The sequence below is a fragment of the Pseudomonas sp. NPDC087690 genome (genome assembly GCF_044743175.1).
Lineage (GTDB): Bacteria > Pseudomonadota > Gammaproteobacteria > Pseudomonadales > Pseudomonadaceae > Aquipseudomonas.
In genome coordinates this window covers 1-21,899 of record NZ_JBIUVX010000001.1, presented here as the reverse complement: position 1 = coordinate 21,899, position 21,899 = coordinate 1, and the positions used below count along the sequence as shown (strand labels likewise).

The window sequence follows — 21,899 nt, the reverse complement described above, 5'->3', positions numbered from 1 at the left end:
GCGGATATCGCGTTCAACATTGATCCATTGTAGGAGTGAGCCTGCTCGCGATAGCGCCCGATCAAGCACTACACATCCAGGACCTACAACACCGAAAAGTTGTAACTCACAATCACCCGAGTCTCATCCACATCCCGGGCAAACTTCTCGTAATTGGTGCGATACGTAGCATTCCTCAAACGCACACTCACATCCTTGAACGTGCCCGTCTGAATCACATACTTCAACTCGCTGTCGCGTTCCCACTCCTTCCCTTCCTGATCACTGCCCAGCACCTTGATGTGGTCACCGTTCACATAACGGGTCAGGAAGCTAAGACCATTGATGCCGATGGCCTTGAAGTCATAGTCATAACGCAATTGCCAGGAACGTTCCTGCGCGGCGGCGAAGTCGTTGACCTGCACATAGTTGACCAGATACGGATTGCTGCCATCGAGGTACGGCATCGAGTTGTCGCCGTTCATGCGCTGCCAACCGGCGCTGAACGTGTGGCCGCTGTGCGCATAGGACAGCATGCCGCTCAAGGCACGGTTATCGATGGAGCCGGCTTTCGCATCGCCACTGTCTGCGCTCTTTAGCAAGCGCAAGTCGGCCTTCAACACACCGCCACCCATTGGCTGATTGGCTACCAGACCGACGAAATGCTGACGATAGATGTCTTCCAGTTCGGCGTAGTGATATTGGCCGGTCAGGCGATCATTGATCTTGTAGTCAAAACCATACATGTCGAAATGATCGGCGGTGGTATTGCACGCGTAGCGCTTGTTCTTGCAGTGCACGCGAATGTCTTGCGAATCGGTGGAGTCGCGTGCGGTGTACTTGTCCAGGCGCGCGGCCATGAAGGTCAGGTCGTTTACCTCTTTAGAAGTGAGCATCGCGCCATTGAACATGGTCGGCAGCAAACGACCGTCGTTGTATTTCAGCAATGGCAGATCCGGCAACAGCGCGCCGTACTTCAGCACTGTGTCCGAGACCTTGACCTTGGCGGTCAGGCCCATTTTCGCGTACTGACCTTTCGAGCCGCGCGGGTTCTCGCCGCTCGATGGCAACAAGCCGCTGTTGCTGCGATCCGGGCTGGAATCGAGCTGAAAACCCAGCATGCCCAGTGCATCAATGCCAAAGCCGACCGTGCCTTCGGTGTAGCCCGATTGCAGGTTGAGAATAAAGCCCTGTGCCGACTCTTCACGCTTGGAAGCGCCCTGATCGCTTGAGGTGTGCCCATCACGGAAATCGCGGTTGAAATACACCGTGCGCGATTCGATTTTCGCCGTAGTGTCTTCAAGGAATCCGCTGGCCTGAACCTGTGCGGTAAAACCTGCGCACAGCACAAAGGCTCCGAAGCCAAACGACTGGCGCGGGGTGATGAGGGAAAATGGGGGACGCATGAAAAACTCCAACACTGCAGCGTTTGCGCAAGCGCGCAACAAACGAAAAATAGCTCCCGTCCCAGCTCATTAATAAGCCGGGAGGAAGAGAACCACGCGGGGGTGAACGGCAATGATGGCAGATGGCTTTGACGTGCTACAGGCGACTTTAGTCTGAATCTGACTGGCGATTCTTCAATCTTCGTTTGTAGGAATGATCGTCACAGGCTGGCTTCAGACTTTATCAAATGCCCGGTTTTATTGGGTGAAACGCGCCATCTAGGGGTTTTCCCTATACCACCTGTTGCCCACGCATACGGCTTTTGCGCCTTGAACGAGGCGGCTTAATCCTGCAACATCCGCCCCCTGCTTATTCAACGGACGGAATTCAAGGCATGCTGGACGCCAACGCAACACACATTACCCTCACGCTCGAAGGCGCCAACGCCGATCTGCAAGTCCTCAGCTTCACCGGTCGCGAAGCCCTCAATGAACCGTTCCGTTTCGACCTCGAACTCGTCAGCGCCCGCCCCGACCTGAAGCTCGAAGAACTCCTGCACAAACCCGGCGTGCTGACCTTCGGCGCCACCGGCGAAGGCACGATCCACGGCCTGGTCTATCGCATCGAGCAAGGCGATTCCGGCAAAACCCTGACCCGCTACAGCCTCAGCCTGGTGCCGCAACTCGCCTACCTGCGCCACAACCACGATCAGCAGATTTTCCAGCAACTGACGGTGCCGCAAATCATCGGCCAGGTCCTGGAAGATCGCGGCATCCTCGCCGACGCCTACGATTTCCAGCTCAGCGCCGAGTACCCGCAGCGCGATTATTGCGTGCAGTACGACGAGTCCGACCTGCATTTCATTCAGCGCTTGTGCGAAGAGGAAGGCATTCACTTTCACTTCCAGCACAGTAGCAGCGGGCACAAACTGGTGTTCGGCGATGACCAGACGGTTTTCCGCAAACTCAAAGCGGTGAGCTACCAGCAAGACTCCGGCATGAGCGCCGACAAACCGGTGATCAAGCGCTTCAACCTGCGCCTGGAAACCCGCACCACCCGCGTTTCTCGCCGCGATTACGACTTCGAAAAACCGAAAATCCTCCCCGAAGGCGCAGTCAAATCCGACTTCGCCCCGGACCTCGAAGACTACGACTACCCCGGCCGCTTCACCACCCGCGAGCGCGGCAAATTCCTCTCCACCCGCGCCCTCGAACGCCATCGCAGCGACTACAAACTCGCCGAAGGCAAAGGTGACGAACCGACCCTGACCAGCGGCCATTTCCTCACCCTGGCCGAGCACCCGCGCGCCGAATGGAATGATCTGTGGCTGCTGCTGGAAGTCTTCCACGAAGGCAAGCAACCGCAAGTGCTCGGCGAAAACGTCACCAGCGACGTCACCGACCACAAAAGCGATTTCCACCAGGGCTACCGCAACAGCTTCCTCGCCACCCCGTGGGACGCGCACTACCGCCCTGCCCTCGAACACCCGAAACCGAAAGTGCTCGGCAGCCAGACCGCTGTGGTCACCGGCCCCGCAGGCGAAGAAATCCACTGCGACCAATACGGCCGCATCAAAGTGCAATTCCACTGGGACCGCGAAGGTCAGTCCAACGACAAAACCACCTGCTGGATGCGCGTCGCCAGCGGCTGGGCCGGCGCGGCGTACGGCGGCATCGCCATCCCGCGCATCGGCATGGAAGTCCTCGTCACCTTCCTCGAAGGCGATCCCGATCAGCCACTCGTAACCGGCTGCCTGTACCACAAGGAAAACGTCGTCCCCTACGACCTGCCGGCAAACAAGACCCGCAGCACCTTCAAAACCCTCAGCTCACCGGGCGGCAAGGGCTACAACGAGTTCCGCATCGAAGACAAGAAAGGCGTCGAGCAGATCTACATCCACGCCCAGCGCGATTGGGACGAGAACATCGAGCACGACCAGAAGATTCGTGTCGGCAACGAACGGCATGACACCGTTGAAGCCAATACGCTGAGCGAGTTCAAGGTTGAAGAGCACCGGATTACGCATCTGGATCGAATTAGCGAGATGCGTGCGGATGATCACCTGACCGTCGGTGTCACCCAGCACCTGAAAGTGGGGACTGCACAGTTTGTTGAGGCCGGGACGGAGATTCACTACCACGCTGGCGACAAGGTGGTGGTTGAAGGTGGCATGGAGCTTACCGCCAAGGCCGGCGGGAGTTTCGTCAAGGTCGACGCCGGTGGCGTGACCATCAGCGGTGCGGAAGTGAAGGTGAATTCGGGTGGCGGGCCGGGAGCCGGCACCGGCATTCAGATCCTCGCTCCATTCATCCCGGGGCTCGCAGCCATTGATAACGCCGGACGTCTGATGCAAACCCGCGCCAACCAGATGATGCAGGCGGAGTCCCTCGCCGTGACGCCGAAACTCAAAGCACCTACCGGCATCTGCGTCGAATGCCTAAAGAAAGCCATGCGCGAAAAACTCGCCCTGCAATCGGGGGCCAATTGATGACAAAGAGTGACGCGGCGAAAGCCTGGAGCGAAGCGCAAAAGAACGCTCAGTCGATATTCGCGATCGTTGAAACGGGTCTGTTGCCGGACCCCGCTCGATTGCAGTTCGTCAGTGCGGACCCGTCGCGACGGCCGTTGATGGTGCAACCGGAATTCGCCGAACTGCGCAACTACGGCCCTTGGCTCGTCGACGTTAGCCACATGGAATTCGAGGCCTTTCTCGCTCACGAACACTTCACCGGCTGCACCGCGATGGCCAGTTGGATTCGTACCGACTGCCCGGCCGACAAGCTCGCCGCTCACCTGAGTGATGCGTTGCTGGCAAATAATGAAGCTGGCGAAGTCCTGATGATCCGTAGCTACGCGCCAGAAGTGCTGCCGATGCTGTACGCACGCGATGATCTGTCTTGGCATGCTTGGCTGTTTGGCCCGCTGCAAGAATGGTGGGTGCCCACAGAAGAAGATCAATGGCACTCTCTGATGGGCCTCAACCTTGAAAAGCCCGGAAGATACGAGCCTATTTTTCTCGACGCAAAGCTGTGGACGGACATGGAGATCGATCCCCTGCCCTACAGCCTCACCACTGAACTGGAAAAAGAAGCGCCTGAAGTGTTTGCCAGCACCTGCCACGGTGCACGGTTGAAACAAGTCAAAGAAGCGTTAGACGCTGGCCGTAACGAAGGACTGACCAATTCGGAGGACATCAGCCTTTTCGCAAGCCTCCAACTTATGGATGCCGAATTCCCAAATAACTGGCCAATGTGGGCTCAAGCTAAAGAGCGAGCATTTGCAGACAAGCTACCGCTTGGGATCGTGATGCAGCAATTGTCTGAATGAGTCAATATCTCTGTACATAGTCATTTTGCGAACATTAGCCTTGAGAAATCCCAATGTCACTGATACTGAATAATTCAAATCAACGGAGATGGAAACGCCGATCTTTAGCAATCGGAGTTCTGCTCGTCGCTGTCTTCGTGACGGGATTCTATATTTACAACACTACCCGAACACCCGGAGCAGCCCTAACATCCCACAACTATATGGAAAGGCCTGTAGGTAGCTACTGGGTAAACGATAATTGGGGAGGAAATGGTGGAGTTACCTGTTGTTGGAAGATGTCCGGCGATACTGCCAAGGTCGTTTGGATCCTGAGCATGTCAAAAGCCCAAGAGGACCAAGGAATGAAAATCGAAAGACATGAAGCAGTATTGCCTATGCCAAAACGCAATGCCGAAGACGATACGTTGCATGTCTATTTTCTCCCCGGCAACAACATTGAGCTTATGTGGTCGGCAACAACGCTGGATACAAAGTCACCCTCTGCAAAATCAGTTAATCATCAAAAGACTGACGAACAAGGTATTCAGCCATGAGCGAACCTAAAAAACTATGTGATGCACAAGCCATTAGCGCACGCACAAAAACGGTCGCGGAGGGCAAAAAAAGTTCAGTACTACCATGCGAAGGGACACTCCATGTTGGGTACTTTTTTGATGGTGTCAGCCGAAACCTTGAGGATGACTTGAAGGAAGACCGAGTGACCAATATTGGTCGCCTTTTTCTTGCTTATCCTCATGAGAAGACCTCTGAACCTTCGGACCCGGCTAACCAGCACCATAAATATTATATTTCCGGACTTGCTACTTCTTTCGACGCCACTTTAGGCACGAACGTAACTACGAGCGCCGCCGACATCAACGGTGCGATCAGTAAAATCAAGGATGATGTTTCCAAATTACCGAAAGACAACTCTACAGAAGCTGCTGTTGAAGTTGGTAAGGATTTGTTGACTGGAAAAAACTGGTGGGAAAATTTTACAAACAATTTCAAACCGAAAAATCTTATTTCCGCTATTGCCACTACAGCGGCAAAGGCGTCAGTCGAAGGCGTTTCTCCAGTCCGTGACCACGAAATAGCTTTTAGCTTACTTAAAACTGGTGTAGACACTAGATTAGAGGCCGCGACTAACCGTTTCGAAAAGCTCGTCGAGGACGTGAAAAGCACAAACTCGATTAAGATCAAGAAGATATCAGTATCGGTATTCGGATTCGATTATGGCGCCACGCTTGCGCGAGCTTTCGCTCACAAACTGTTGGAGGCATGCGACCCTGGTACTACTATCTATAAAGGCGCAAAGCTGGAGGTTGTTTTTGCTGGCCTGTTCGATGCGGTAGATCGGAGCATGGAAGCATCGGTAGTTCGTGATTTTTTGCTGCCGATTTCAAATTCGGTAGATGACGGTGAATGCCTACCTGGCCCCGTCAAATCAGCACTTCATTTGGTTGCTGCCCATGAGTGTAGAAGCGACAGGCGTGCCCGTCTGATCGGGACCGGATCACTGACCCCTCGCTGGGAAGAGCGATTGGTTCCGGGTACCAGTGTTGACGTAGGGGGTGGGCTAGTAAAGAACAGCGCTCCTCATAGCCGAGAACTACATATTGCCACTCTCCACGAAATGTATCGTGCCGCATATAGCGCGGGGGTTCCATTCCCGTCAATAACAAAACTTCAAGAAAAAGACAGATATGTAGCTAGTTTCTTCGAGTTGCACGACCATATTAATGGCACCAACGCCATTGAGGCGAGTAAAAGATACGCTTCTATAGCTGGCAATAAAATGGTTTCTGCTGACGCCTTTCTAGCCCATCGTCGTCTATACATCCAAAGACTCCGCGGATTGTGGGAGTTATATAGTGAACAACACCGCGCCTATAGCGACGAAGAGGAGCGCTTGGAGCGTCCAATCTTGGGTGACACCGGATCATTGAAACGCATGCTGGGAATGGGGAGTGAATCTGAAGCTCAAGCAAATAAGCGTGATGCGGCTCTCAAACAAACTCGCGAAAGCAAAGAAGGACTTCGTGCTGAACTTGGTTGGCTCGAAGAGGTTGATAGAGAAGCTAAGCGTTTAAGCATCGGGCTTGCGACAAAATCAGAAAAAGCCTTGCTCGACGAATGGTTCACAACTGAATCAAAGAGTCTCAACTTCGATATCGAGGATTTACTGGAGTTCTACGTGAATGACAAATTCATGATGAGCCAAATGTCGCAATCTCCAAGCTCCATAAAATATTTCTCAGTTAGAGCATTTGACATTCCTGATTTGAATAAAACCAAAGGAATGGCCCCAGACTATCTTGAACAGATGATGCGGAAATCTTCAGCAGAGTCAGGCGCGTCAACCTAAAATCACGCAGATTCATTTCAGTCTCAAAGACTGAATATTGCTTTTCTAGTGTGGATTTCATGCGCTTGATAGATATTGCTGCGGACGCACGTCGAAAACGAACATGGCGAAGAAGGCAAATAGCCGTTGCTTTACTAGCTTTGCTGATTAGCTACGCCACCCCAAAAATCATTGATCTATTTCGTACGTCCGGCGCCATGCTGACATCAGAAAATTACACAGATCGCCCAATTTTCAGCTTTTGGATAAATGACTTTTGGGGCGGCAATCTGGTCGCAATGGGCGGCGGTGGAATTATGTGCTGCTCCAAATTTGAGGGAGACACAGCCAAAGTCACTTGGATATTGGACATGACCAAACAGCAGCAAATACAGGGCGCGGTAGAAGAGCGCCATGAAGTTCAGCTTTCGCTTCCCCAGCGTGGCCCACACGATCAGTACTTGCATGTGCGCTTTGATCCGGGTAATCAAGTTCGGCTCGGATGGAGTGCTGACCTCTTCAGCCCCTTCGAATCCCGCCCATCCAAGGCTGTTTCGGAAAGCATTGAAGCGCAGTAAGAATATGCGATTCAGCGAGGTGCCCATGTCCGATCATGAAGATATTGATCTGCGTGAAAGTGCTGGTGGCTGCCTTTCTGACTTTTCTAGTTTATGAGCGAATTCGTGCGCCCGGCGCTGCCCTTGCCACGCAGAAACACGGGGCGTTTCTCACTCCGTCCCGTGGTTTCGTCCTGTCAATTTCTCATCAAACCGGCGCCTTCCAACTCAACATCTGCTGCTGCGCCACCTGCAGCAAATCATTGCCATCCTGCGTCAGCAGGTAAAGCGCATGGGTGATGTGTGGAATGTCTTGCACGTCGGCGTGCTTGAAGCACAGGCAATGCAGGGTTTCGAGCAGGTCGGCGGCGGCGCGGACGCGCTGGACAGCGGCTTCGAGGATGTCTTTCGGGTTGGCTTGGGTGTCGATGAGCAGCGTCGGGGTTTCGGTGACGTTGCTGCTGAGGGGGAGATAGCGGTTTTGTAGCAGTTTAATTATCGGCATTCTGATTACTCAACTGTATTAGAAGGTAACCGCCATAGCCGTGACCAAACGGTGGGAGGCGGCCGTGTACAGGCTTGGTCAACCGAGAACAGTTCAAAACTCAGCTCGCCCGAAGGCGTCCTGCACACAGCCGCCATAGCAATGCACTCCACGGATCGTGAAATCCGAGCGATGCAAATGATGGCACATATGCAATGAACTTTTCTCAGGTGACCAAACCCGAACCACTGATTTTGCAGCGGCAACCGACAATAACCGCCCCGCTCCAGCCGCCGAAAGCAGACAAGGCACTAGCCTTTGTAGGAATTCGCCAAACATCCCGAAGAAAACCACCCCACTCCCTGACAGCCGGCATTCAGCTTGGTTAACCATCCCTTAACGCCGCGGTCAAAAACTCTACTGAACCGCACGCCCTCAGCCATTCCGGCTGTCGCCCAGTGCGGCAGGTTCGGGTGAATCACGCCGAACTCTAGAACCGCCACACGGGAGTCCTTTCATGAACATTCGTCCTTTATTGCTCACCACCGCCCTCGCCTGCACTGCGTTCGCCGGGCTGGCCCAGGCCAATGACACCTCTGCCACATCCAAAGCCGTGCCGTATGAGTACGGCATGCCGCTGCAGGTGGCCAAGGTGGTGTCGTTGACCGAGCCACCAACGCAACTGTGCAAAGTGGTCACGGCCGATATGAAGTACATCGACAATGCCGGTAAGCCTGAGGAAATCAGCTATCGGAAATTGTCTGACGCGTGCAACTTCCAGAACTGACAGAAACGTCTGATTTGCGGGTTTGCGGTAGGCGTGGGGAGTTTCGGCGGTTATGCTCGGAGCCCTCCTCACTGCCGCAAGGATTCGCCATGCAGTTGTCGTTTCGCACGTTGTCGGGCTTCACGTGTTCGTTGTGTTTCTTGCTGGCGTTGGCTTGGGGCGTTTTCCCGGAGAGGCTGCTGGCGATCTGGAGCATCGAGTATTCCGACGCTGCCGGGTTTGTCGCGCGGCGCAGTGCGGTGCTGTTTGCGGCGTTGGGGGTGATGTTTTATCTGGTGCGCAATGCACCGCCGTCGCTGGGGCGCAATGCGCTGAGCAACGGGTTTATCGTCGGTTGTTTTGGTTTGGCGGTGTTGGGGTTTGCGGAATGGTTGAACGGTCATGCCGGCCCCGGGATTTTGCTCGCGGTGCTGGTCGAGTTCGCGCTGGGCCTTGGTTTTGTGCAGGCCCGGCGCGTGACGGTCGAACTGGGTGAAACGGTGCGTTAAACGACTCTGGAGCGTGGGCTGTAGTGATGTTGCACAGTTTGCTGATTCAGATCCGAGCGCAGCCCGGCGATCAATTCGTTGATTTCACGACAGCCATTGAGATGGCTGGCGTCGATGCCACTGACCAGCAGATCGACCTGATCGGTCTGGTGATCGCCGAAAACCTTGACGGTCATCGACAAGTCCGGCGACAGCGTGCACTGGCAGCGTTTCGGCAAAAAACTGCTTTCAATGATATTGCGTAGTTCCAAGGCAGACAGAAACATGGCGAAACCCTCTCCTTACTGTGAGATGCCAATCAAGTATTCACGCTGACCGTTGCTGCCCCTGCACGGGTGTGTCCCCGCTGTTTCCCTGGGTGCTACAAGCGGTGGTACTGCGAAATGCCCATTGGAGTGTAGGCGCCCAAGGCCGGTGCGCCGCACTGAAAAGACGCATAAAGCGTGCCTTTCATCGGTTCATTTTCACCCTCATGAAATCAAGCACTTGGCGGCGGTGCCAGTATTTGGCTACTTGCAAATTGCAAGAATGGCCTCGGCGGGTACTGCAATTTGCAACTCGACGCTGGTTTGCAATCACGGCCTATGACGGTAAGAATGCTGGTTATCCACCCTACACCCGCACGGAGGCTTCCATGGGTTCTTTCCGCGTTTACGCGACCACCGGGCTGTTCATCGCCAGCCTGTCCACCCTCGCCCACGCCGCCAAACTTGAAGACGTCGCGCCGTACCCGAAGGCAGAAGCCGGGTTCACCCGCCAGGTCATTCACTTGCCCAAGCAAGAACAGGAAGACAACTTCCAGGTGGAAATTCTCGCCGGCAAAACGTTGGAAGTGGACTGCAACCGCCAGCGTTTGGGCGGCGTTCTCGATGAGAAGAATCTTGAGGGTTGGGGCTATCCGTTCTATCGACTGGAAAAAGTCATCGGCCCGATGAGCACGATGATGGCCTGCCCGCCCGGCAGTCAGAAGAAACGCGCGTTCGTGCCGGTCGTCGGTGACGGTTTCATGCTGCGTTACAACAGCAAGTTGCCGGTCGTGGTGTATGCGCCGTCGGATGTCGAAGTGCGATATCGCATCTGGTCGGCGTCGGACAAAGTCGGTACAGCCCTGCAGGAATAACCCGAGCAAGGAGTGCGTCGTTTGATTACCTGCCACGTCCGATATGTCATTGATCCCTACCAATTGCCTGAGTTCGAGGCCTACGCCAAGGCCTGGCTCGGCATCGTCGAGCGCTTGGGCGGCACGCATCACGGCTATTTTCTGCCGTCCGAGGGCGCGAGCAACATCGCTTATTGCCTGTTCAGTTTTCCGTCACTGGCGGATTACGAGAGCTATCGGCACATCGCGATGACCGATCCGGAAAGCACCGCACTGGTGGCCAGCCTGGTCGAGAAGAAGTTCATCGTCAGCTATGAGCGCAGCTTCCTGCGCCCGTTGCTGCCGTAAACCTCTCACGCCGAGACGCTGCAGACCGCGGCGCGCTCGGCGACATGGCGCAGGCTGTCGAAGTTGATATTGGCCCCCGAGTCGATCGCCACGAATGTCTGCTCGCGCACCCCGGTTCGCGCTACGTATTGCTTGATCCCTGCAACGGCCAGGGCGCCGGAAGGTTCGGTGATCGAGCGAGTATCGTCGTAGATATTCTTGATCGCCGCGCAGAGGTCGTCGTTGCTGACGGTGATCACTTCGTCGACGCAGAAGCGGCAAACCTCAAACCCGAACGCGCCAATCTGCGCTACCGCCACGCCATCGGCGAAAGTGCCGACATTGGGCAGCACGACGCGCTGATCGGCTTCGAGCGCGGCCTTCAGGCACGCTGAGTGTTCGGATTCGACGCCGATGATCCGCACTTCCGGCCTCAGGTATTTGATGTACGCCGCGATGCCGGCGATCAAGCCGCCACCGCCTACCGGGATGAAGATCGCGTCCAGCGCGCTCTGGTGCTGACGGAGGATTTCCATGGCCACCGTGCCCTGTCCGGCGATGACATCCGGGTCATCGAACGGTGACACGAAGGTGCGTCCGGTTTGTTCCGCCAGTTGCAGCGCATGGGCCAGCGCGAACGGGAAACTCTCGCCGTGGAGTAACGCTTCAGCGCCGCGACTGCGCACACCCAGCACTTTCAGTTCCGGCGTTGTCGCTGGCATGACGATGGTCGCCGCAATCCCGAGTTCGCGCGCTGCCAACGCCACGCCTTGCGCGTGATTGCCGGCCGAGGCGGTGATCACTCCGCGCGCCTTCTGTTCTTCACTGAGTTGCACCAGTTTGTTGTAGGCACCGCGTATCTTGAAGGAGAACGTCGGTTGCAGGTCTTCACGCTTGAGCAGAATCCGGTTGCCCAACGCCTCCGACAGCGCCGGCGCCGCTTGCAAAGGCGTGCGCACCGCGAGGTCGTACACCGGCGCAGCAAGGATCTTTTTCACGTAGTGCTCAAGCAGGGTTTGCTGATCGTATGTGTAACTCATGAACATCTCCTTGGCAGAATTTCACACGGTCCCTGTAGGAGCTGCCCGAGCCTTCGGCAGCTCCTACATGAGCCACATTTCAAAAACCCTGGAGACAGAAAGTAAAAACCCGCCTCTAGGGCGGGTTGGGTGCTGCAGTCGTGAGCTAGCCCGCCAAATGAGGAATGGCGGTAATAATAATTGGCTGGCAACGCGATACAGTCGAAGTCATGGGCTGGAAATTAGCCTGCGCGGTGCTGGCAAGTCAATGGCCAATTTTTGCCGGCGGCGTTAGTCTGGCGACTCTCTCATCACACCAAGGAAGGATTGCATGATGTCTGTCGCCCTGCCCCTCACCGCTTTGCTCGCGTTTACCGGCTACACCGTTTCGGTGATGCTTCAGGCTGAACAATCGTTGATCGACTTCGGCATCAGCCTGATGTCGCGCCCGGATACCGCGCAAGTGGTGATTGATTTGTACCTGCTGGCGACGTTGGCCGGGGTATGGATGGTCAAGGATGCACGGTCTCGCGGGCAGACGATTTGGTCGGTGCTGCCTTATTTGTTGCTGACGGCGGTTTTTGTCTCGATTGGGCCGTTGTTGTATCTGGTGGTGCGCGCGATACGGGAGCGACGTAAAGGGCTGGATGTGGTGCAAGTGCGCTGATTCGGAGCATTTGGCGCTACGGATATTGCTATCGCGAGCAGGCTCACTCCTACAGGTGATTGCATTCCAAATGTAGGAGTGAACCTGCTCGCGATAGGGCATTCTGAGTCAGCACATAATCATCTGGCCAGCCGCCGCAGGCCGAACAACATCCCGCCCGCCCCCAGCAGCATCACCGTCAAAAACAGCGGATACGACACCCACCAAGGCGTGCCGGCCGTCATCATGCTGAATTCCGACATGCCGCCGATACTCGCAATCAGGTTCAACGGCAAAAACACCACGTTGATCAACGTCAGCTTGCGCAACAGGTTGTTCATGCTGTTGTTCATCAGATTGCCGCGCGCATCAATCAGCCCGGAAAACACCGTCGAATAGATTTCGGCCTGCTTGTAGCACTGGTTGTTCTCGATGATCAGGTCGTCAATCAGGCCGATCGCTTCGCTGCTGAAGTGCTGTTTCTCGGCATGATTGCGCAACCGCGTCAGTACTGCGCCATTGCTGTGCAGGGCGTTGATGTAATAGATCAGGCTTTCGCTGAGGTTGAACATCTGCACCAGATGCTGGTTTTGCATTGAGGCATTGAATTTTTGCTGCAACTCGCGAGCGACCAGTTTGATCACCTTCAAGTGGCCAAGGTAGTGATGAATGTTGTTGAACAGCACATCCAGCAACACATCCAGTGGCGCGTTTAACCGCTGACGGGTGCCGAGGCCGTGCAGTGGCGTGTCATCGGTGGCAATCACCAGCAACTGGCCCGGCGAGAACAGCAGGCCGCAGGACGAAACCTCAAAGGCGAGGCTGCCTCCCCCGGAATATTTTTCCGGACGTTTCCAGATCAGGAACAGATGATCCGGGTGAAACTCGATGCGCGACACTTCGTCCGGGTCCAGCGCCGAGGCCAGTGCGTGCTCATCGACCTTGAACTGACTGTGAAGCAGATCGCGCTCCGCCGCGTCGGGATTGCTGAACAGCATCACTTCGGCGTTCAGTCGCTCAACCCGCTGCAACGCGCCGTGGCTCAGTGCAAAACTGTTGATCATCGGTAGATCACCAGGCCTGGCCGCGACGTTTCAGCTCCAGCCGGCGCACGAACTCTTCCAGCACCAGGCAATACAAATCGTCCTGCAGGTAAGCATCTTCGATGCCGGCGTCGAGGTTTGGATTGTCGTTGACCTCGATCACCACGACTTTATCGCCAGCCTGTTTCAGGTCGACGCCGTAGAGTCCATCGCCGATCAGATTGGCAGTCTTTACCGCCAGTTCGACCACTGCGCGTGGCGCTTCATGGATCGCCAAGGTGCGACATTCACCGTTGATGTCCTGTCCCTTGGCTTTGTGGTTGTAGATCTGCCAGTGGCCCTTGGACATGAAGTACTGGCAGGCAAAGATCGGCTTGCGGTTGAGTACGCCAATACGCCAGTCGTACTCGGTGTAGAAAAACTCCTGAGCCAGCAACAGCACCGAGTGCTCGAACAGTTCGGCGGTGGCTTCAAGCAGCGCCTGCTGGCTCTCGACCTTGATCACTCCACGCGAAAAACAGCCGTCAGGAATCTTCAGAACCAGCGGAAAGCCCAGACGTTCGCCGACACGCTCAAAGTCCTCGGGTCGCTCCTTGTAGAGAATTTCGGTGGCGGGCATGCCCAACTGATGGCTGTTGAGCAGATCGGTCAGATAGACCTTGTTGGTACAGCGCAGGATCGACGCCGGATCGTCCATCACCACCAGCCCCTCGCTTTCAGCCTTTTTTGCAAAACGGTAGGTATGGTTGTCGACACTGGTGGTTTCACGGATCAGCAAACCGTCGTACTCGGCCAGACGCGCATAATCCTTGCGTTCGATCAGTTCGACATCGATACCCATGCCCTTGCCGACCCGCACGAAGTTTTCCAGTGCTTTGCGGTTGGAAGGAGGTAAGGCCTCTTGTGGATCATGCAGGATCGCCAAGTCATAACGGGCGACATGTCGCGAGCGTGGCACGCGCCAGACTTTACGACTGAAGCTGTCCAGCGCATCGGCGAATTGATCCTCCTGATCATCACGCAACTTGTGCAAGACACCCGACTTTATACCCTCTATGTGCCAACCGTTGTGCCGGCGAAATTCAACTAGCAGAATCGGACAGGGAAACACTTCAAACAACTGACGAGCCAAATCCTGCAATGGTTCGATATGGGTACGGCCAAAATAAAGTGTCAGGGTAAAGCCTTCGGTATCGCTATACAGATGATGACTCAGCGCTTTTTCGAGCGTTTTATCCAGATCATCCAAAGCCAGTCCGTAGAGTGATTTTTTAGTCAGCTCACTGATCGTACGTACCGATGGAATGACCTTGTGGCCACGGGCCTCAGCCAAGAGCGAGCAGTAGTAGCCATGACCCAGATACTTGTAGCTGCGGCACAGATTGATCACCTGAACGCGCTTGCCCGCCTCGCCTTCACGCGTTTGTTCAAGGTACTCCTGCGCCGTAATGATGTCTTCGCTGGGGAAGTACGAAGCCCAGTCTTCCTTGCGTTCGACAATGATCAGCAATTGGCTGGGAGTTCTAACAACTGAATTTAAAAAAGTTGCCGACGGCAAACTTTGCTCTGATACTTCGCGCCAATGACCCTGTACCGCTGACATAGAGATTGATCCGTTGGAGAACAAGACCATTTCTATTAAGCACGAAGTTTTTCGAAAGTCCCGTTTCGTTACGCAACTTTTACGGTGGTCATATGAGTGCGATTTCTCGTTTGGCGGTAGTTGAAGATTTGCCGGCGTTGCTGGCATTGGAAATGCGATGTTTCACCACTGATCGGCTGACCAGTCGCAGCTTTCAGTGGATGATCACCCGGGCTAACGGGCAGTTGCTGGTGGCAGAATCCAGCGGCCATCTGCTGGGTTACGCACTGGTGTTGTTTCATCGCGGCACATCACTGGCGCGGTTGTACTCGATTGCCATTGCCGCCGAGTCGCGCGGCAGCGGATTGGGCAAACAACTGCTGCAACGGATCGAGGCCGTTGCCCTTGAGCATGATTGCGCCTACCTGAGGCTGGAAGTACGCACTGACAACCCGGCCGCGATTGCCCTGTACGAGCGCAACGGCTACCGGCGCTTCGCGGTGATTCACGATTACTACGAAGACCATGCCGATGCACTGCGCCTGGAAAAACGCATCCTCGAGCATCGCGACTCGCGCAGCATCAAAGTGCCCTACTACCCGCAAACCACCGAATTCACCTGCGGCCCGGCCTGCCTGCTGATGGCCATGGGCGCATTGCAGGCTCAACGTTTACTCGAACGTCGTGAGGAGCTGCAGATCTGGCGGGAAGCGACCACGGTGTTCATGACTTCCGGCCATGGCGGATGCAGTCCGCAAGGGCTGGCGCTGGCGGCTTGGCGACGGGGGTTTCGAGTACGCCTGCAGGTGAGTCTGACCGGGGCGTTGTTTCTTGATGGTGTACGCGATGCGCATAAAAAAGACGTCATGCGCTTGGTGCACGAGGAGTTCATGGCGCAATTGGCGGAGTGCGACGTCGAGCAAGTGATCGGTGTTGCTCTGGACCTCCCGCGGTTACTCGCCGCTGGGGGACAGCCGCTGGTGTTGATCAGCAGCTATCGGTTGACTCGTTCCAAGTCCCCGCACTGGGTGATGGTCACCGACTGTGATGAGGACTTTGTTTATCTGCATGATCCGGATGTCGATCACAGCCAGCATCGCCAGCCGATGGACTGCCAGCACGTGCCTGTCAGTCATGAAGAGTTCGAAAAAATGTGCCGATTTGGCCGAGGCAAGTTGCGTGCGGCAGTCGTCCTGTTCTCCCGCGAAACATAAGCCCCATCCGTATCTGTAGGAGCTGCCGAGTGCAACGAGGCTGCGATCTTTTGATCTTGTTTTTTAAAATCAAAAGATCGCAGCCTCGTTGTACTCGACAGCTCCTACAGTGGGGGATGACGGTCAAAGGCTGGGTTTGAGGCCCAGTTTGTACAGGGAGCCGTTCGACTCATCCGTGAGTACATACAGGTAGCCGTCCGGCCCTTGTCGTACGTCGCGGATGCGTTGTTTGAGTTCGCCGAGCAAGCGCTCCTCGTGCACAACCTTGTCGCCCTCGAATTGCAAACGGATCAGCTCCTGCGTCACCAGCGCGCCGATAAACGCATTGTGTTGCCAAGGCTTGAAGCGATCGCCGTCATAGAAGGCCATACCGCTGACGCCCGGCGACTTTTCCCAGACATGATGTGGCGCAATTGTGCCTCCGGCGGTCTTGCCTTGTGCCTCGGGGATAGGCTGCATGGAATAGTTGATGCCATGGGTCGCCAGCGGCCAGCCGTAGTTCTTGCCCCGCTCGATGATGTTTACCTCGTCGCCACCGCGCGGGCCGTGTTCATTTTCCCAAAGCGTGCCGGTCCATGGATTGAGCGCTGCGCCTTGCGGGTTGCGTTGGCCGTAAGACCATATCTCCGGACGAACGCCGGACTGACCGACAAAGGGGTTATCGTCCGGTACCCTGCCGTCGGGGTAGATACGCACGACTTTGCCTTGCAGCTTGTCGAGATCCTGTGCGGTGGGCCGGTCGTTGTTTTCGCCGAGCGTGATGAACAGGTATCCGTCACGATCGAACACCAAGCGCGAACCAAAGTGATTGCCCACCGAAAGTTTCGGTTCCTGGCGGAAGATCACCTTGAAATCCTTGAGCGACTTCAGGTCATCCGACAGTCGCCCGCGCCCCACCGCCGTTCCGGCTTTGTCGCCGGCACCGCCACCTTCGGCGTAAGACAGATACACCAGCCGATCCTGTTTGAAGTCCGGCGACAGCACCACATCGAGCAAACCACCCTGGCCCTTGGCCCAGACTTGCGGTACACCGCTGATCGGTGCTGACAGCTTGCCATCGACACCCACCACCCGCAGGTTGCCCGGGCGCTCAGTCACCAGCATGCCTTGGCGATCCGGCAGAAACGCCAAGGCCCATGGATGTTCAAGACCTTGGGTAATCGTGGTGACTTCAAGAGTGCCCTGTTCGCTTTGCAATTCTTTGGGCGCTGCGGCAAACGCTGGAGCACTGATCAGTGCGCCGACGCAAAGGCTGGCTAGAAGGGTTTTACGCAACATGCACGATTCCTTTTGTTCGTCTCAAGGCTGACAGGCTTCAGTCCTGTCGTTTAACGGGTAGTACCGGTGCTTCGTGAAGGTGGATTGGGGATGAAGGTTGGCGGTGTACTCGGCACCGAGCGGATTGGCTGACCATTGCCGATACCACGGTTTTCGAGGGTCGGCGGGCGCGGCACCGGCACGGTATTGGGGCCACGGATCGGCGGTGCACTGGGTTGAGTGCCCTGCATGCTGTTGGGGTTGGCCCGGCGGATCGGACTGTTGTAGGGATTGTTGCTGTTGCCGGTCGGACTTTGTGCCAGCAGCAGCGTGGTGGATGGCACGTCCGCATGAGCCCAGCCCGCACCGAGGCTGAGGAAAGCGATGACAAACAGAAATCGGTTCATGGGGCGGCCTCTCGATGCGCCAGGGATAGTGCCTTCGAGTCCACGCTACGCCCAGGGTTCGGATTTGTTAAGTCACAGCCTTTAAACAACATGTAACACGGCTTGACCAAGTCAGCGGCAGCCGCCGCAATCACTGGAAACTTTCGCCCAGCGCAACAGGTCACCTGATCATCACTCGGAGAACTCACCATGGCTCGGGCAATCTGGAAAGGCGCGATCAGTTTCGGACTGGTACACATCCCCGTCGCGCTGGTCTCGGCGACCTCGTCGCAAGGCGTCGATTTCGACTGGCTCGACAGCCGCAGCATGGATCCGGTGGGCTATAAACGCGTAAACAAAGTGACCGGCAAAGAAGTCACCAAAGAGCACATTGTCAAAGGCGTGGCCTACGAAAAGGGTCGCTATGTGGTGCTTAGCGAAGAAGAAATCCGTTCAGCGCACCCGGTCTCAACGCAAACCATTGATATCTTTTCCTTTGTCGATGCCGAGCAAATCCCCCTGCAAAACATCGACACACCTTATTACTTGGCACCCGACAAGCGCGGCGGCAAGGTGTATGCGCTGCTGCGTGAGACGCTGAGCAAAACCAACAAGGTTGCCCTCGCCCGTGTGGTTTTACATACCCGCCAGTATCTGGCGGCGTTGATGCCGCTGGAATCGGCGCTGGTGCTGGTAAAGCTGCGTTGGCCACAGGAGGTGCGCAGCCTCGATGAACTGGCGCTGGGCAGTGAGGTGACCAAGCCACAACTGGCAAAAGGTGAGCTGGACATGGCCAAGCGACTCGTGCAGGACATGAGCGCAGACTGGAAACCCGAGGATTACAAGGACGAGTTTGAAGACAAGATCATGGCCCTCGTCGAGAAAAAGGCCCATGAAGGCAAGATCGAAGATGTCGAGACGGTGGGTGGCGAGGAAGAGCGCAAGTCTGCGGATGTGATTGATTTGACGGAACTGCTTAAACGCAGTCTGGGCGGGAAAGCGGCGGCGAAGCCGAAAGCCAAGGCTGCGCCGGCGAAGAAAACGAAGAAAGCGTCAGGCAACTGACAGGTTGTTTTTGCGAGAGTCGTAGCACTCCGACGCGACGCAGGTCCAATGTAGGAGCTGCGGCACGCTGTGATCTTTTGCCTTTGATCTCACTTCAGCAGGGTAAAAAGATCACAGCCTCGTTGCACTCGACAGCTGCTACAGCGACCTGTGAGTCAAAGGATTCGTCAGATCAGGATGAAGATCGCCAGCAAACCACCGAAGATCGCCCATTTTTCCATGTAATACAGCTTGCGATTACGCTTTTTCAATTCTTTGCCGCGCAAGCGAATCTTGTAGATTCTGGCAAACAAACGGTTGATCCCACCGGTTTTATCACCGGCATCGTTTGGCGCACCCGCCGCCGACATCACGGTGCGACTGAACCAACTGTTGAACGCCGCCGCCCAGCGGTATTTCATCGGACGTTCGATGTCACAGAACAGGATGATCCGGTTCTGGTCGGTGGTGTTTTCTGCGTAATGAATAAAAGTCTCGTCGAACATCACCGCTTCGCCGTCGCGCCAGTGATAGTTCTCACCGTCGACGTTGATGTAGCAACCGGCGTCGTTTGGCGTTTCCAGGCCCAGGTGATAACGGTAGGAGCCTGCATACGGATCACGATGGCGTACCAGTTTCGAGCCGGGTGGCAGCTCGGCAAACATCGCTGCCTTGATCGAACCGATGCTCTGCACCAGTTCAGTGGTGCGCGGGCACAGTTTCATTGCCGATGGATGGCTTTCGCCATACCACTTCAGATAAAAACGCTTCCAGCCGGATTTGAAGAACGAGTTGAAGCCGACGTCATCGTATTGGTTAGAACGCTTGATCTCCCCAGCGCGCAGCAAATTCTGACCTTCTTCGCGAATCTCCTGCCAATGTGCCTGCAAGGGGCTTAGATCAGGAAACTCCGACGGATCGAGAAAAGGTTTGTTGGGCTTTTTCGAGAACAGGTACAGGAAGCAATTGATCGGCGCCAGAAACGTCGAGTGATCGCTGAGCTGGCGACCCAGCTTGTGGCGCACACGGCCACGAAGATGAACGTATGCAATCGAAATGACATAAATAGCAGCAATGATGAGTTTCACGGAAATCGTCACACGTCAGAAGTGAACAAACTGCGCGCCTGACGGCCTGAGGCCCAGCGCCTGATGCAGTGGTCTGAATACAAATGGCACATCCATGAGCCCGCGCCGTTATGGGGCGCTGGGTGAATGGATGGCATTTTAGCCACACTTTGTAACCGATAGTGAACCTTCATCTGTGAAAATCTGTCTCGCGAGCATGCCAATCGGCGATCTTGACGTGATCGCCCTATCGTTTAAAGAGCCAGACCAGTACAATCGCCGCCAAACTTTACGCGCCCCCCTTGGTTGATGACGGGTCTTTCCCGCTTCAGCGCACTTTGACTCGGGCCAAGCGCTCCAGCCGCACCCTCGCTACTCGAATGCTTCGCAGGAAAAACTCTTGATTTCTACAGCTAACATCACGATGCAGTTCGGCGCCAAGCCGCTCTTCGAAAACGTTTCGGTCAAATTCGGCGCGGGCAACCGCTATGGCCTGATCGGCGCCAACGGTTGCGGCAAGTCGACCTTCATGAAAATCCTCGGCGGTGACCTTGATCCGACCGGCGGCCAAGTCATGCTCGAGCCGAACGTGCGTCTGGGTAAACTGCGCCAGGACCAGTTCGCCTACGAAGAATTCACCGTGATCGATACCGTGATCATGGGTCACGAAGAGCTGTGGAAGGTCAAGGCCGAGCGCGACCGCATCTACTCGCTGCCGGAAATGAGCGAAGAAGACGGCATGGCCGTGGCCGAGCTGGAAACCGAATTTGCCGAAATGGACGGTTACACCGCCGAATCCCGTGCCGGTGAGCTGTTGCTGGGTCTGGGCATCGGCATCGAACAACACTTCGGCCCGATGAGCGAAGTGTCACCTGGCTGGAAACTGCGCGTTTTGCTGGCGCAGGCACTGTTTTCCGACCCGGAAGTGCTGTTGCTCGACGAACCGACCAACCACCTGGATATCAATACCATTCGCTGGCTGGAGAACGTCCTGACCCAGCGTAGCAGTCTGATGATCATCATCTCTCACGACCGTCACTTCCTGAACAGCGTGTGCACGCACATGGCTGACCTGGATTACGGCGAGCTGCGCCTGTTCCCGGGCAACTACGACGAGTACATGACCGTGGCGACCCAGTCCCGCGAGCAACTGCTGTCGGACAACGCCAAGAAGAAAGCACAGATTTCCGAGCTGCAATCGTTCGTCAGCCGCTTCTCGGCCAACGCCTCGAAAGCCAAGCAGGCCACTTCCCGCGCCAAGGCGATCGACAAGATCCAACTGGCCGAGGTCAAGCCTTCGAGCCGTGTCAGCCCGTTCATCCGTTTCGATCAGAACAAGAAGCTGCACCGTCAGGCTGTCATGGTCGAGAAGATGGCCAAAGGTTTCGATGGCAAGCCGCTGTTCAAGGACTTCAGCTTCCAGGTTGAGGCTGGCGAGCGCGTAGCGATCATCGGTCCGAACGGTATCGGCAAAACCACCCTGCTGCGCACCCTGGTCAACGAACTGACCCCGGACGCCGGCAGCATCAAGTGGACCGATGCCGCCGAGTTGGGCTACTACGCCCAGGATCACGCTCACGACTTCGAAGACGACGTCACTCTGTTCGATTGGATGGGTCAATGGACTCAGGGCGAGCAGATGATTCGCGGCACTTTGGGCCGCATGCTGTTCTCCAACGACGAGATCCTCAAGTCGGTCAAAGTGATTTCCGGTGGTGAGCAAGGTCGCATGCTGTTCGGCAAGCTGATCCTGCAAAAGCCGAACGTGCTGATCATGGACGAACCGACCAACCACTTGGACATGGAATCGATCGAGGCGCTGAACCTGGCGCTGGAAAACTACCCGGGCACGCTGATCTTCGTCAGCCACGACCGTGT

21 protein-coding genes and 1 pseudogene are annotated in these 21,899 nt (G+C 55.8%); 13 read left to right on the top strand and 9 right to left on the bottom strand.

Annotation, left to right across the window (positions count from 1 at the left end):
• Positions 1-83: 83 nt before the first annotated feature.
• Positions 84-1,385 carry an OprD family porin gene (locus ACIPIZ_RS00110; RefSeq protein WP_253484059.1) on the bottom strand — a complete coding sequence of 434 codons (1,302 nt, stop codon included), beginning with the start codon at positions 1,383-1,385 and terminating at the stop codon, positions 84-86.
• Between the two features lie 374 nt (positions 1,386-1,759).
• Here ACIPIZ_RS00110 and ACIPIZ_RS00105 point away from each other — a divergent pair, with 374 nt between their 5' ends.
• From ACIPIZ_RS00105 to ACIPIZ_RS00085, 5 genes are read left to right on the top strand one after another with little or no spacing between them, the layout of a single operon-like run.
• Positions 1,760-3,853 (top strand): type VI secretion system tip protein VgrG, encoded by a 2,094-nt coding sequence (locus ACIPIZ_RS00105; protein ID WP_401163192.1) that lies wholly within the window; start codon positions 1,760-1,762, stop codon positions 3,851-3,853.
• A complete protein-coding gene (locus ACIPIZ_RS00100) occupies positions 3,853-4,692 on the top strand; it encodes a DUF4123 domain-containing protein (protein ID WP_064391159.1) in 840 nt (279 codons plus the stop codon). Before ACIPIZ_RS00105 ends, ACIPIZ_RS00100 begins: the two co-directional genes overlap by 1 nt.
• A 53-nt stretch (positions 4,693-4,745) precedes the next feature.
• Complete coding sequence (locus ACIPIZ_RS00095; RefSeq protein ID WP_401163190.1) at positions 4,746-5,228, top strand: DUF3304 domain-containing protein; 483 nt, start codon at positions 4,746-4,748, stop codon at positions 5,226-5,228.
• Complete coding sequence (locus ACIPIZ_RS00090; protein ID WP_122660506.1) at positions 5,225-7,042, top strand: DUF2235 domain-containing protein; 1,818 nt, start codon at positions 5,225-5,227, stop codon at positions 7,040-7,042. The genes ACIPIZ_RS00095 and ACIPIZ_RS00090 overlap by 4 nt, the downstream gene beginning before the upstream one ends.
• Before the next feature lie 59 nt (positions 7,043-7,101).
• On the top strand, positions 7,102-7,599 hold the full coding sequence (locus ACIPIZ_RS00085; RefSeq protein ID WP_401163188.1) for a DUF3304 domain-containing protein: 498 nt from the start codon (positions 7,102-7,104) through the stop codon (positions 7,597-7,599).
• A 187-nt stretch (positions 7,600-7,786) separates the two neighbouring features.
• On the opposite strand, the gene ACIPIZ_RS00080 is transcribed toward ACIPIZ_RS00085, so the two are convergent.
• A complete protein-coding gene (locus ACIPIZ_RS00080; RefSeq protein ID WP_401163186.1) occupies positions 7,787-8,083 on the bottom strand; it encodes a hypothetical protein in 297 nt (98 codons plus the stop codon).
• Between the two features lie 496 nt (positions 8,084-8,579).
• Between ACIPIZ_RS00080 and ACIPIZ_RS00075 the strand changes: the two genes are divergently transcribed.
• A complete protein-coding gene (locus tag ACIPIZ_RS00075; protein WP_122855161.1) occupies positions 8,580-8,849 on the top strand; it encodes a DUF2790 domain-containing protein in 270 nt (89 codons plus the stop codon).
• 89 nt (positions 8,850-8,938) lie between these two features.
• The gene (locus ACIPIZ_RS00070) at positions 8,939-9,337 is read left to right on the top strand and encodes a hypothetical protein (RefSeq protein ID WP_026000451.1); all 399 of its coding nucleotides are present in this window, start codon (positions 8,939-8,941) and stop codon (positions 9,335-9,337) included.
• Here the strand turns inward: ACIPIZ_RS00070 and ACIPIZ_RS00065 are convergent.
• Positions 9,334-9,603, bottom strand: a complete 270-nt coding sequence (locus tag ACIPIZ_RS00065) for a DUF1652 domain-containing protein (RefSeq protein ID WP_007912157.1) — start codon at positions 9,601-9,603, stop codon at positions 9,334-9,336. The two genes, ACIPIZ_RS00070 and ACIPIZ_RS00065, sit on opposite strands and share 4 nt — an antisense overlap.
• A 368-nt stretch (positions 9,604-9,971) precedes the next feature.
• Here ACIPIZ_RS00065 and eco point away from each other — a divergent pair, with 368 nt between their 5' ends.
• Both eco and ACIPIZ_RS00055 read left to right on the top strand, forming a co-directional pair.
• On the top strand, positions 9,972-10,457 hold the full coding sequence (eco, locus tag ACIPIZ_RS00060) for a serine protease inhibitor ecotin (protein ID WP_064391153.1): 486 nt from the start codon (positions 9,972-9,974) through the stop codon (positions 10,455-10,457).
• Between the two features lie 21 nt (positions 10,458-10,478).
• Positions 10,479-10,784 carry an NIPSNAP family protein gene (locus ACIPIZ_RS00055; RefSeq protein WP_064362707.1) on the top strand — a complete coding sequence of 102 codons (306 nt, stop codon included), beginning with the start codon at positions 10,479-10,481 and terminating at the stop codon, positions 10,782-10,784.
• 29 nt (positions 10,785-10,813) lie between these two features.
• On the opposite strand, the pseudogene ilvA reads toward ACIPIZ_RS00055, so the two are convergent.
• Positions 10,814-11,809 (bottom strand): annotated as a pseudogene (ilvA, locus tag ACIPIZ_RS00050) (threonine ammonia-lyase, biosynthetic); the annotation flags it as partial.
• 304 nt (positions 11,810-12,113) lie between these two features.
• On the opposite strand from ilvA, the gene ACIPIZ_RS00045 reads away from it, so the two are divergent.
• On the top strand, positions 12,114-12,449 hold the full coding sequence (locus ACIPIZ_RS00045; RefSeq protein ID WP_122660504.1) for a DUF2834 domain-containing protein: 336 nt from the start codon (positions 12,114-12,116) through the stop codon (positions 12,447-12,449).
• Between the two features lie 119 nt (positions 12,450-12,568).
• Here ACIPIZ_RS00045 and ACIPIZ_RS00040 read toward each other — a convergent pair whose 3' ends face one another.
• A complete protein-coding gene (locus ACIPIZ_RS00040; RefSeq protein ID WP_105708208.1) occupies positions 12,569-13,492 on the bottom strand; it encodes a magnesium transporter CorA family protein in 924 nt (307 codons plus the stop codon).
• A 7-nt stretch (positions 13,493-13,499) separates the two neighbouring features.
• A complete protein-coding gene (locus ACIPIZ_RS00035) occupies positions 13,500-15,074 on the bottom strand; it encodes a RimK family protein (protein WP_401163183.1) in 1,575 nt (524 codons plus the stop codon).
• Positions 15,075-15,166: 92 nt separating this feature from the next.
• Between ACIPIZ_RS00035 and ACIPIZ_RS00030 the strand changes: the two genes are divergently transcribed.
• Complete coding sequence (locus ACIPIZ_RS00030) at positions 15,167-16,267, top strand: peptidase C39 family protein (protein WP_401163181.1); 1,101 nt, start codon at positions 15,167-15,169, stop codon at positions 16,265-16,267.
• Positions 16,268-16,390: 123 nt separating this feature from the next.
• On the opposite strand, the gene ACIPIZ_RS00025 is transcribed toward ACIPIZ_RS00030, so the two are convergent.
• Together ACIPIZ_RS00025 and ACIPIZ_RS00020 are read right to left on the bottom strand one after the other, a co-directional pair.
• Positions 16,391-17,545, bottom strand: coding sequence for a PQQ-dependent sugar dehydrogenase (locus ACIPIZ_RS00025; protein ID WP_150648688.1), 1,155 nt, complete (start codon positions 17,543-17,545; stop codon positions 16,391-16,393).
• 50 nt (positions 17,546-17,595) lie between these two features.
• Entirely contained in the window at positions 17,596-17,931 is a 336-nt protein-coding gene (locus tag ACIPIZ_RS00020) for a hypothetical protein (RefSeq protein ID WP_122660501.1), read from the bottom strand.
• A 189-nt stretch (positions 17,932-18,120) separates the two neighbouring features.
• On the opposite strand from ACIPIZ_RS00020, the gene ACIPIZ_RS00015 reads away from it, so the two are divergent.
• The gene (locus ACIPIZ_RS00015; protein ID WP_064391145.1) at positions 18,121-18,975 is read left to right on the top strand and encodes a Ku protein; all 855 of its coding nucleotides are present in this window, start codon (positions 18,121-18,123) and stop codon (positions 18,973-18,975) included.
• 167 nt (positions 18,976-19,142) lie between these two features.
• On the opposite strand, the gene lpxO is transcribed toward ACIPIZ_RS00015, so the two are convergent.
• Complete coding sequence (lpxO, locus tag ACIPIZ_RS00010; RefSeq protein ID WP_064391173.1) at positions 19,143-20,042, bottom strand: lipid A hydroxylase LpxO; 900 nt, start codon at positions 20,040-20,042, stop codon at positions 19,143-19,145.
• Between the two features lie 379 nt (positions 20,043-20,421).
• Here lpxO and ACIPIZ_RS00005 point away from each other — a divergent pair.
• A partial coding sequence (locus tag ACIPIZ_RS00005) for an ABC-F family ATPase (RefSeq protein WP_401163176.1) occupies positions 20,422-21,899 on the top strand: 1,478 nt, incomplete at its 3' end.

Coding starts and splice junctions, on each gene's coding strand:
- ACIPIZ_RS00110 (WP_253484059.1), bottom strand. CDS start 1,385: ATGCGTCCCCCATTTTCCCTCATCACCCCGCGCCAGTCGTTTGGCTTC.
- ACIPIZ_RS00105 (WP_401163192.1), top strand. CDS start 1,760: ATGCTGGACGCCAACGCAACACACATTACCCTCACGCTCGAAGGCGCC.
- ACIPIZ_RS00100 (WP_064391159.1), top strand. CDS start 3,853: ATGACAAAGAGTGACGCGGCGAAAGCCTGGAGCGAAGCGCAAAAGAAC.
- ACIPIZ_RS00095 (WP_401163190.1), top strand. CDS start 4,746: ATGTCACTGATACTGAATAATTCAAATCAACGGAGATGGAAACGCCGA.
- ACIPIZ_RS00090 (WP_122660506.1), top strand. CDS start 5,225: ATGAGCGAACCTAAAAAACTATGTGATGCACAAGCCATTAGCGCACGC.
- ACIPIZ_RS00085 (WP_401163188.1), top strand. CDS start 7,102: ATGCGCTTGATAGATATTGCTGCGGACGCACGTCGAAAACGAACATGG.
- ACIPIZ_RS00080 (WP_401163186.1), bottom strand. CDS start 8,083: ATGCCGATAATTAAACTGCTACAAAACCGCTATCTCCCCCTCAGCAGC.
- ACIPIZ_RS00075 (WP_122855161.1), top strand. CDS start 8,580: ATGAACATTCGTCCTTTATTGCTCACCACCGCCCTCGCCTGCACTGCG.
- ACIPIZ_RS00070 (WP_026000451.1), top strand. CDS start 8,939: ATGCAGTTGTCGTTTCGCACGTTGTCGGGCTTCACGTGTTCGTTGTGT.
- ACIPIZ_RS00065 (WP_007912157.1), bottom strand. CDS start 9,603: ATGTTTCTGTCTGCCTTGGAACTACGCAATATCATTGAAAGCAGTTTT.
- eco (WP_064391153.1), top strand. CDS start 9,972: ATGGGTTCTTTCCGCGTTTACGCGACCACCGGGCTGTTCATCGCCAGC.
- ACIPIZ_RS00045 (WP_122660504.1), top strand. CDS start 12,114: ATGATGTCTGTCGCCCTGCCCCTCACCGCTTTGCTCGCGTTTACCGGC.
- ACIPIZ_RS00040 (WP_105708208.1), bottom strand. CDS start 13,492: ATGATCAACAGTTTTGCACTGAGCCACGGCGCGTTGCAGCGGGTTGAG.
- ACIPIZ_RS00035 (WP_401163183.1), bottom strand. CDS start 15,074: ATGTCAGCGGTACAGGGTCATTGGCGCGAAGTATCAGAGCAAAGTTTG.
- ACIPIZ_RS00030 (WP_401163181.1), top strand. CDS start 15,167: ATGAGTGCGATTTCTCGTTTGGCGGTAGTTGAAGATTTGCCGGCGTTG.
- ACIPIZ_RS00025 (WP_150648688.1), bottom strand. CDS start 17,545: ATGTTGCGTAAAACCCTTCTAGCCAGCCTTTGCGTCGGCGCACTGATC.
- ACIPIZ_RS00020 (WP_122660501.1), bottom strand. CDS start 17,931: ATGAACCGATTTCTGTTTGTCATCGCTTTCCTCAGCCTCGGTGCGGGC.
- ACIPIZ_RS00015 (WP_064391145.1), top strand. CDS start 18,121: ATGGCTCGGGCAATCTGGAAAGGCGCGATCAGTTTCGGACTGGTACAC.